The sequence below is a fragment of the Waterburya agarophytonicola KI4 genome, assembly GCF_020640915.1.
In the GTDB taxonomy this organism is placed as follows: domain Bacteria; phylum Cyanobacteriota; class Cyanobacteriia; order Cyanobacteriales; family Xenococcaceae; genus Waterburya; species Waterburya agarophytonicola.
Map to the genome: position 1 here is coordinate 1 of NZ_JADWDC010000110.1, position 9,202 is coordinate 9,202.

6 protein-coding genes and 3 pseudogenes are annotated in these 9,202 nt (G+C 38.6%); 5 read left to right on the forward strand and 4 right to left on the reverse strand.

Annotation, left to right across the window (positions count from 1 at the left end; all coding sequences use genetic code 11):
• Positions 1-589 (reverse strand): IS630 family transposase (locus I4641_RS22655; RefSeq protein ID WP_229642854.1); only part of this gene is annotated, 589 nt, incomplete at its 3' end.
• Positions 590-684: 95 nt separating this feature from the next.
• Positions 685-1,032 (reverse strand): annotated as a pseudogene (locus tag I4641_RS22660) (helix-turn-helix domain-containing protein); the annotation flags it as partial.
• A 72-nt stretch (positions 1,033-1,104) separates the two neighbouring features.
• Between I4641_RS22660 and I4641_RS22665 the strand changes: the two are divergent.
• A pseudogene (locus I4641_RS22665) lies at positions 1,105-1,434 on the forward strand (type II toxin-antitoxin system VapC family toxin); the annotation flags it as partial.
• Between the two features lie 51 nt (positions 1,435-1,485).
• A pseudogene (locus I4641_RS24365) lies at positions 1,486-1,719 on the forward strand (transposase); the annotation flags it as partial.
• A gap of 251 nt (positions 1,720-1,970) precedes the next feature.
• Here the strand turns inward: I4641_RS24365 and I4641_RS22670 are convergent.
• Together I4641_RS22670 and metH are read right to left on the reverse strand one after the other, a co-directional pair.
• Complete coding sequence (locus I4641_RS22670; protein ID WP_229642856.1) at positions 1,971-2,744, reverse strand: hypothetical protein; 774 nt, start codon at positions 2,742-2,744, stop codon at positions 1,971-1,973.
• A 264-nt stretch (positions 2,745-3,008) separates the two neighbouring features.
• The gene (gene metH, locus I4641_RS22675) at positions 3,009-6,587 is read right to left on the reverse strand and encodes a methionine synthase (protein WP_229642857.1); all 3,579 of its coding nucleotides are present in this window, start codon (positions 6,585-6,587) and stop codon (positions 3,009-3,011) included.
• A gap of 204 nt (positions 6,588-6,791) precedes the next feature.
• On the opposite strand from metH, the gene I4641_RS22680 reads away from it, so the two are divergent.
• The 3 genes from I4641_RS22680 to I4641_RS22690 all read left to right on the forward strand — a co-directional run bounded on the left by I4641_RS22680 (position 6,792) and on the right by I4641_RS22690 (position 9,169).
• A complete protein-coding gene (locus I4641_RS22680; protein ID WP_229642858.1) occupies positions 6,792-7,439 on the forward strand; it encodes an ABC transporter ATP-binding protein in 648 nt (215 codons plus the stop codon).
• 11 nt (positions 7,440-7,450) lie between these two features.
• Positions 7,451-8,194 (forward strand): 16S rRNA (guanine(527)-N(7))-methyltransferase RsmG, encoded by a 744-nt coding sequence (rsmG, locus tag I4641_RS22685; protein ID WP_229642859.1) that lies wholly within the window; start codon positions 7,451-7,453, stop codon positions 8,192-8,194.
• A 159-nt stretch (positions 8,195-8,353) separates the two neighbouring features.
• Entirely contained in the window at positions 8,354-9,169 is an 816-nt protein-coding gene (locus I4641_RS22690) for a hypothetical protein (RefSeq protein WP_229642860.1), read from the forward strand.
• The last annotated feature ends 33 nt before the right edge of the window (positions 9,170-9,202 follow it).

A 9,202-nucleotide genomic window follows, 5' to 3' on the forward strand; every position in this document is an offset into this window, starting at 1 on the left:
CCTCCTTAACTTCTTTATCTTGCCAACCGTAGGGTACATAAGGAGTTAGACAAAAACCAGTCTCATCTAAATATCTTAAATCTATAGCTCCTAAATCTGATAATTTTTTCAATGCACTAATTATCTGTTTTTTACTCTCATATAATTCTGTATCTGGTTGTCCTCCTACTACCTTTCTGATTCTTTTCCATCTCATTCCCAGACATTTTAAAACTCTTTTAATCGTATCTTTGCTGCTAACAATATCCCACTCTTGCTTGATTTTTTCTTGAACTAATCCTAGATTTTTGGGGTTTTCTTTGACCCATTCTCTGATTTTTTGTTGTTGAGTGGCATCAAAAATTTTGGCTCTTCCTTGCCCCGAACGATTATAAAGTCCTACCAGTCCTAACTTTTCCCAGTTATTGAGCCAATTATAAATTGTGTTACGACTTACCTGAAAGATTCTTATTAATTCGGCAATTTTATATTTTTGATGAGAAAGCAAAATGCAATGGCTTCTTTGTCTGACTTGATAATATTGACTCTGTCGATTAATTCTCTGTAACAGTCTAATCGTATCTTTATTTAAGCCTTTTATGTATCTCATTTAATCGATTAATTTGGCGCGATTGCTCTTTCATTCTATTTTCTTTCTCAAATTTATTTCAAAATATACAAATAATTTTGCTCAGATACTTATGTTGCTAACCTTTGTGCCGACCATCTGCCAAATTCATATCCTAATTCTTGTGGTTCTATTTCAATCGTCTTTAATAATATTTCTATATATTGTTCTGTAGCTTTTTGGTGATTACCTTTCATTCTTTCATCTTTAAGGCTCTCTAGATTATCTGGGTCTGCGTGTACGCACCAATAACATACTTTATTTTTTGAACAACCAATAAAATCTGCAATTTCTTGCTGCGTTTTTCCATCATTCAACAATAACAAAATCAGTATTCTCTCTCTAATGTCTCCATTTTCTTCTCTTTTTAGAGCTTTTTGCAGTTTTTCTTGTTGTTCTGATGTCAAATAGTTTTTAGCTGGCATCTTTGTTCGCGATCGCTCTTTTTTGGCTTTGTTATTATACCCAATCTAAATGCTTAACAGCTTACTCAAGGAGAGCTAGTAGATATGGCAGAACGTTCTCAGCGAAATAAAAGTAATTTAGCGTTAGTACAAAACTTTTTGGAGGGGATACAGATTTATCCAATAGATGAAGAAACAGCCATAAAATATGGAGAGATAAAAGCATCAATATTTAAGCAATTTGCGCCAAAGGAAAAAAGTAAAAGAAGAAAGACGAAAATGATAAATCTTGGATTTGGAGAAAATGACTTGTGGATAGCAGCAACAGCCTTACAACATAATCTGATAGTAGTGTCTTCAGATAGTGATTTTCAAAGAATTAAGGAAGTAGAAAAAGCATTAATAGTAGAATCCTGGGTTTAGGTTTGATTCAAACAAAATTAGCCAAATGAACTTGAGGATGAATCCAATCGAAGTAAGAAGATCAAAGAAATCGAAGGACTTAGAGTAGAGTTTCTTCCTCCTTATTCTCCTGAATTACAGCCTGCTGAAAGATTATGGTCATTATTAGATGAACCATTAGTTAATCAAAGTTTTGAAAATATTGATGAGATTGAAAATATTCTAGCAAAGCGTTGCAATATTCTTAATAATATGCAGAAAGAAATTAGAGATTTAACTAACTATCATTGGTTAAAAAATTGCTAATTAAAGTTGGTTTTGAGAACAGGATTTGGTATAAATTTAAGAACATTTGGTGTGTTGACGGCTAAACTGATTGGCTAATTTCCGTATCGATACTTCTATATGAGTTTAAAGCCTTTGTTGATGAATAACAATTATTTTTTGTCTTAGATCCGATGAGTAGGGTTTCACTTGATTGAAGTATTAGCGATCGCACTTTGAATATCTGAGAATGATTGTCTCACATTGATATGCAAATCGCTGTAGTTTAAATACTATTTCTTTTGCCTATCAGGATGACCAAACCAAGAACGTTCTTCCTCTCCATATTTTTCTTGAAGAACTTGTTCTACATCATCCATATTGCTGTCAGCAGCTACCCAACCGCCTTCTATATCGGGAAAATCTAGTTTACAATTATCACATTTTTTGCCGTCATAAAAACGAATAGGACACCAAAATGATTCAACATTGCGTAACATTTCTGCCCCTAAAGAATATACTCCCGTCATCCAGTCGCAATAAAGACACCAAATCAAATCTTTGCCAATCAATCCTGCAAATTTTTGGCGGCTAACATTAACCCACTCACTGTGTTTGTAATTAGGGAAATCCAGAACCCAAACTAAGACTGGATATACAAGAGCTTCCGCAAATCGAATTACAAAGAAGACTGGTACAGCCAAGGCAGTTGCCCATAGTGCCACATTATTTCTCCACCAACCGAACTTTTGATTAAGGAAACCATGAATACGAGAACCTTGTATTGTTTTACGGTGGACAAATTCATGAACCAAAATCCACAATTCCATAACTAAAAATTGAGCTAATAAAGCAGCTACTATTCCCAACCAGCCGTCAATTATGCCTCCTGCAAGCCAAGGAATCCACAAAAAAAGGGATACAATGACATCTAATCCAGGTGCTTTGGTTAATATCAGCGTCATATCTTTGCCAAACCCACCGAGTCTGGGAATTAAATGGAGAGATGAAACTAAAAGAGTTTCGCTACACAAGACAGCCAGAAAAATCCAAGTAAATATTTGCATCTTTGACAGAAAATTCTAGATAAACATATTGTGATCATTATTCACACTACGGTGATTATAGATTTGTTGCCGAATAAATATCTACTATTTAAGGTTTTTGTTACACTGACTAGTTTTCAAAAAAGCAGAATATAGTTATAGTGCTTAATCTGAAATTAAGTGAGTAATTTCTGTCAAATCGAGAATAGCAGTGAGTTGTAGGGTGGGCAAATAATCAGACTTCAAGTTTGCAATTCAATTATCTATTGCCCACCAAAAAATAAATTAAGTACTAAAATATCTTGCTTCAGGATGATAAGTAATAATCGCTGTAGTAGACTGTTCTGGATATAGCTGTTCGCTTTCATCCATGTACATACCGATGCGTTTAGTATCCAACAAATCCAATTGCTTGTATTGATCTGAAATATTAGGACAAGCAGGATATCCAAAACTATAACGCGAACCTCGATAACGTTGTTGCAGAATATCGCGGATGTTTTCCGACTCTTCTGCTGCAAAACCTAATTCAAGGCGGATTTTAGTATGCGTCCATTCAGCCAAAGCTTCTGCCATCTGTACCGCCATCCCGTGATAATAAAGATAGTCGGTGTAATTATCTGCTTTAAATAACTTCTGGGCGTATTCTGTGGCAACTTCTCCCACCGTTACCGCTTGCATGGGGAAAACATCAAATTGACCCGATTCTTTACTTGCAAAGAAGTCTGCAATACAAAGGCGTTTGCCCGAACCCTGACGAGGAAATTCAAAAGATGTGATGGGCTGTAGGGGCAAATGGCTATTTGCCTCTATCATTTCAGGATCGTAAACATATAGTGTATTTCTTTCCGCATTACAAGGGAAATAACCATAAATTACCGTAGGATTTAATAAATTATCTGCGATAATTCTTTGTTTCCATTTTTCTAAAACAGGATGAACTTTTTTTGCTAAAAACTCATCATAGTCTTCTCTAGATTGTTCTTTAGGCTTGCGGAATTGCCATTGTCCGACAAATAGTGCTTGCAAATCTAGATAGGGGAATACTTCTTCAATAGGGATATCTTCAGATTTTAAGATCTTAGTACCCCAGAAAGGAGGAGTCGGACGATCTATATCCAAAGCTACTGATTCAGAACGCTTAGTATCAATAACCTTTGGTTCGGCTGGTTTACTGACCTCATCCACAAAGATTTTATCCCGATCTTCACCCTCAAAAGGCAATTCAGCCCCCCTCTCCTCGTAGGAAAGGGTTTGGGGGAGAGATTCATCCAAAAATCCTTGAAGATCGTCCCAATTCTCATTAGCCTTGGCTGGCATCAATTTATCCATAAAATGCAAATCTGCAAAGGCATCTTTACCATAGATAACCTTGCCGTTGTAAACATTCTGACAATCTTGATGGACGAATTTGGGGGTTAAGGCTGCACCACCTAAGATAACAGGAACGGTAATACCTTTCTCGTTGAAAGTTTCCAGATTATCTTTCATGAACGCCGTAGATTTTACCAACAAGCCACTCATGGCAATACAATCTGGCTGATGTTCTTCGTATGCCTGAATAATAGTTTCCACTGGCTGTTTAATGCCCAGGTTAATTACCTTATAACCATTGTTAGAAAGAATAATATCAACTAGGTTTTTACCAATATCGTGAACGTCGCCTTTGACTGTAGCAATAACAAACTTACCTTTCCCTCTGTCGTCTGTTTCAGCTTTATCCATGTGGGGTTCTAGATGGGCTACCGCAGCTTTCATCGTCTGGGCTGATTGGAGTACAAAAGGTAGCTGCATTTGTCCCGAACCAAATAGTTCTCCGACAACCTTCATACCATCTAACAGAAAAATGTTAACAATATCTAATGGTGGATACTCTTGCAAGGCTTCATCTAAAGCTTCGTCTAAACCAATGCGTTCCCCATCAATAATATGTTGTTTAAGACGTTCTTCGATAGGTAGATTTTTATCGACTGCTTCAGATTTTTTAACTTTTTTGCCCGCAAATAAAGTAGTAAGTTCACCTAGAGGATCGTAGGTACAGATATCCCCATCAAATTCCCGCTTGTCATAAATTAAGTCATGACAAATTTTTTGGTGTTTGGGATCTATTTTCGAGAGGGGTAAAATTTTGCTGGCATTAACAATAGCTGCGTCTAACCCAACTTGCATACATTCATGTAAGAAAACAGAGTTTAATACTTGTCGCGAAGCGAGGTTTAAACCAAAGGAAACGTTAGACACGCCCAAGAGAACATGACATCCTGGTAACTCTTCTCTAATTCTTTTGGTTGCTTCTACCGTTGCTTTGCCATTTTCGCGATCTTCTTCAATACCTGTAGAAACAGGTAAAGCCAAAGGATCGAAAAAGATTTCCGTTGCGGGAATACCATATTTGATCGCTGCATTATATGCACGCTTAGCAATCTCAAACTTCTTATCCGCAGTACGCCCCATACCATCTTCATCGATAGTACCAATTACGATACCCGCGCCGTATCTCTTTGCTAGATTTAATACCTGGTAAAATCTCTCTTCTCCATCTTCATAGTTGGTAGAATTGAGGATGCATTTCCCACCAGCTACTTTTAATCCCGCTTCCATCTTGGTATGTTCGGTGGAGTCAAGCATTAAAGGAAGGGTGACATTGTTGACTAGACGGGATGCTAGTTCGTGCATATCTCTTTCCCCGTCTCGCCCGACATAGTCTACATTGACATCGAGAACGTGCGCCCCTTCTTTTACTTGAGATTTGGCTAGGGAAACCAAACTATCCCAGTCTTCCTCATTCAGCAATTCTCGGCATTTTTTAGAACCACTGGCGTTCAATCTTTCTCCCACAATCAGGAAAGAATTATCTTGGATATAAGGTTGAGTACTATATATAGAAGCTGCCGAAGGTTCGTAATGGGGATGACGTTCTTTGGGCTTTAAGTCATGAGTCATCTCTGCTAGTTGGGCAATGTGATCGTAACGAGTACCGCAACAACCACCAACTATCTGGACTCCTAAATCTTCAACGAAGTGCATCAAAGACATACGAAGTTCCATCGGCGTAAGCTTGTAGTGCGCTTGTCCGCCAACGTTTTCGGGTAAACCCGCATTAGGTACGCAAGAAACAATAAAGGGAGAGTGTTCCGAAAGATATTTGATATGATCTTTCATTAAATCGGGGCCTGTAGCACAGTTTAGCCCTAAGATATCAATAGGATAGCGTTCTAAGATCGCCAAAGCTGCATCTATTTCTGTACCTACAAGCATTGTCCCCATTTGTTCCATCGTTACAGAAACCATCAAGGGGAGTTTTGCGCCTTTCTTCTCAAATACTTCTGCGATCGCATTTAATGCCGCCTTGATCTGCAATACATCTTGACAGGTTTCAACTAATAATAAATCTACTCCACCGTCATAGAGTGCTGATGCTTGTTCGACGTAGGCATCTTTGAGGCTATCAAAATCTATATGTCCTAAAGTTGGTAACTTAGTACCAGGTCCCATCGATCCAGCAACAAAGCGAGGTTTTTCAGGGGTAGAATATTCTGTAGCGACTTTTTTGGCTAACTGGGCTGCGGTTTTATTGAGATAGTAAGCTTTATCTGCCAGATCGTATTCCGCTAAGACTAACTTAGTTCCACCAAAGGTATCGGTTTCAATTACATCCGCCCCAGCTTCGAGAAAACCCCGATGTACTTGGGCTACTGCTTCGGGTTTGGTGTGGACGAGATATTCGTTGCATCCTTCATATTCCGCACCACCAAAATCTTCGGCGGTGAGGTTTTGAACTTGGAGATTTGTACCCATTGCCCCGTCAAATACTAATACTGGGCGTTCTGGGCTTTTAAGACGATTTAAAAAAAGGTTGTCCATTGCTGGCGACTGCCGATCGACAGGTTAATTTAAGTTAAGTATTATTTATTATATGGTCCTCTTGTCAGAAAAAGGTAGAATTTCTCGTCCAAAGACAGATACACCAAGGAATTAGTCGTCTTTTGGGAAATTAAAAATATTCCCATCATGATTAAGAAACGAAAAGCTAAGATAAACGAAGTTAATTCACATCAGGCGTAGATAATGCTTCGTTTGCAAAATTTAATCTATCATCCCGCTGCCACCCCCGAACCAATTCTGAAAAGTATCAACCTAGAACTTCCGCCACAAAATTTAGGTTTGATTGTGGGCGCAAGCGGATCGGGAAAGACTACGATTCTAGAAATATTAGCAGGATTAGCCGAACCCACTAAGGGGGAAATATTTTGGCGTACTAAAAAACTAAGCGATTTGGAGTTACAGCAACTGGCGGGATTGGTGTTTCAATTTCCCGAACGACACTTTTGCGGTGGTACGGTATTAGAAGAATTGCGCTTGGGTCATCCTGAGTTAGATCTAAAAAGAGTTAAAGATGCCTTAAGCGAGGTAGGATTAGAAGATATATCTCTAAAAACGTCTCCTCACGTTCTCAGTGGCGGACAACAGCGTCGTTTAGCCTTAGCAGTGCAGTTAATTCGTCAGCCTAATGTGCTGATGCTAGATGAGCCTACAGCGGGTCTAGACTGGTCAATGCGAATTCAACTAGCTAAGTTGCTAGCCAATCTAAAAAAGCACTGGACGCTGTTGGTAGTAACTCACGACCCTGGAGAGTTGATTGGAATAGCCGATCGCTGTTGGACAATTGATCGCGGAGATCTCCAACCTATTGAGCCAAGCGCATTGAATAGATAATCTAAAAGCCTATGAGTCAGATCGAAACCAATCAGTTGCCCCAGATGAATCAAATATGGCAACAAACCCTCAACTGGCAACCCAATGCAAATCAAGAGCAACTATTTCAGCAAGTTTATCAAGAGATTTTGGTGGGGAATGAAATCCAAAATCTAACTCGCATTACTAGCCCAGAAGACTTTTGGGAAAAACATCTTTGGGATTCCCTGTCGGGAATAGTCGGTTTGGAAGAACCAGATCTGCAAAATAATTTAGAAATAATAGATATCGGTACGGGAGCGGGATTTCCAGGGATTCCTTTGGCGATCGCGTTTCCTCATTGGAAACTTACTCTATTAGATTCTACCCGCAAGAAAATTACCTTTGTCAACGATACGATCGCTAAATTAAAATTGAATAATGCTACGGGAATAATCGCCCGCGCCGAAGCATTGGGCAGAATTCCAGGCGATCGTCAAAGTTATGATATTGCCATGGTTCGGGCAGTTAGTAAAGCCTCTGTCTGTGCCGAATATGCCTTGCCTTTGGTTAAAGTTGGTGGTTTGGCAATTCTCTATCGCGGACATTGGAGTAACGAAGATACGGTTAATTTGCGATCGGCAGCAGGAAAATTGGGAGCAAAAGTTGAGTTGATTTATCCTTGGGAAACTCCCCTTTCTCAGGGAGTGCGCCACTGTATTTATCTACGCAAACATTCTGGTACATCTAAAGAATATCCCCGCCCTGTCGGTATTCCTGAAAAGCAACCTCTGTAAACATTAAGTATCAAGCAATTAATCTTGCATAGTAATCTTGAAATAGATCGTTTTGATAAGCTATTTAATGTTTTGTTGATGCATATTTTGAACTAGAGCGATAGTAAGGTAAATATTAATTATCCGCGATCGATATAAATCATATTTTTAAAGAGTACTATGTCGAGAATCAAACAAAGGTTGTTAGCTCTATTAATTTTGCTTGCTGGATTAAAACTATGTTTTCCTATTTACAGGCATATATATAAACTCTATATTCGATCTTCCCAAGAGCAACTAAAGGTAGGCTGGGAAATACCCAAAGAAACAGAACAAAATAATTCGCCAGAGCAGTTTGAAAGCCAACATCAACCTCCTCAAAGACTAGCAGATGATGCGGAAATAATATTTGTATCTGGTTATAAATCGGAGCGAAATCTTAATTCGGATAAAGTTAAAGTTAATATCGATCGCCCCTATAAAAATGTATTACTTGTTTTGAGTAGCTACGATCGAGTTAATTGGGATGTAGAAGCTTCTCCAAATACAAATATAACGGGCATTGTTTTGGGTTCAAATCGTTCTTCTACAATAGTAGCCAATACAAACTCAAGAGAAGTATATACTGCCGATTTTCCTTATTCGTATGAAATAGAAAATAAAAATTTTGTAGCCGCCTTAGAGCAGTTAAATCGATGGTTTGAGGTTGATAAAATTGATGCGTTTCGCGGAAGTTATGCTTTGCCTGGCGTGATTTCAATTTCAGAATTAGACCCGATCGATCCCGCCCTTACTTTAGCAGGATATCCGATTGAAAAATCAACAACTAATTCCCAATTCGATTTCTCTAACTGCAATTACGAGTCAGTTAAATGGATGTCACGAGGAGCAATTGCTAGAAGCAAATATATTCGTCCTCAAACGGGAATTGCCGTGTCCCCCGACCGAAAAGAAATTTACAAACTAACCAAGGCTGGTAAGCTTAGACGCACCTAGTTTAGGTTATAATCAGGGAAAAAAAAGAGCGAT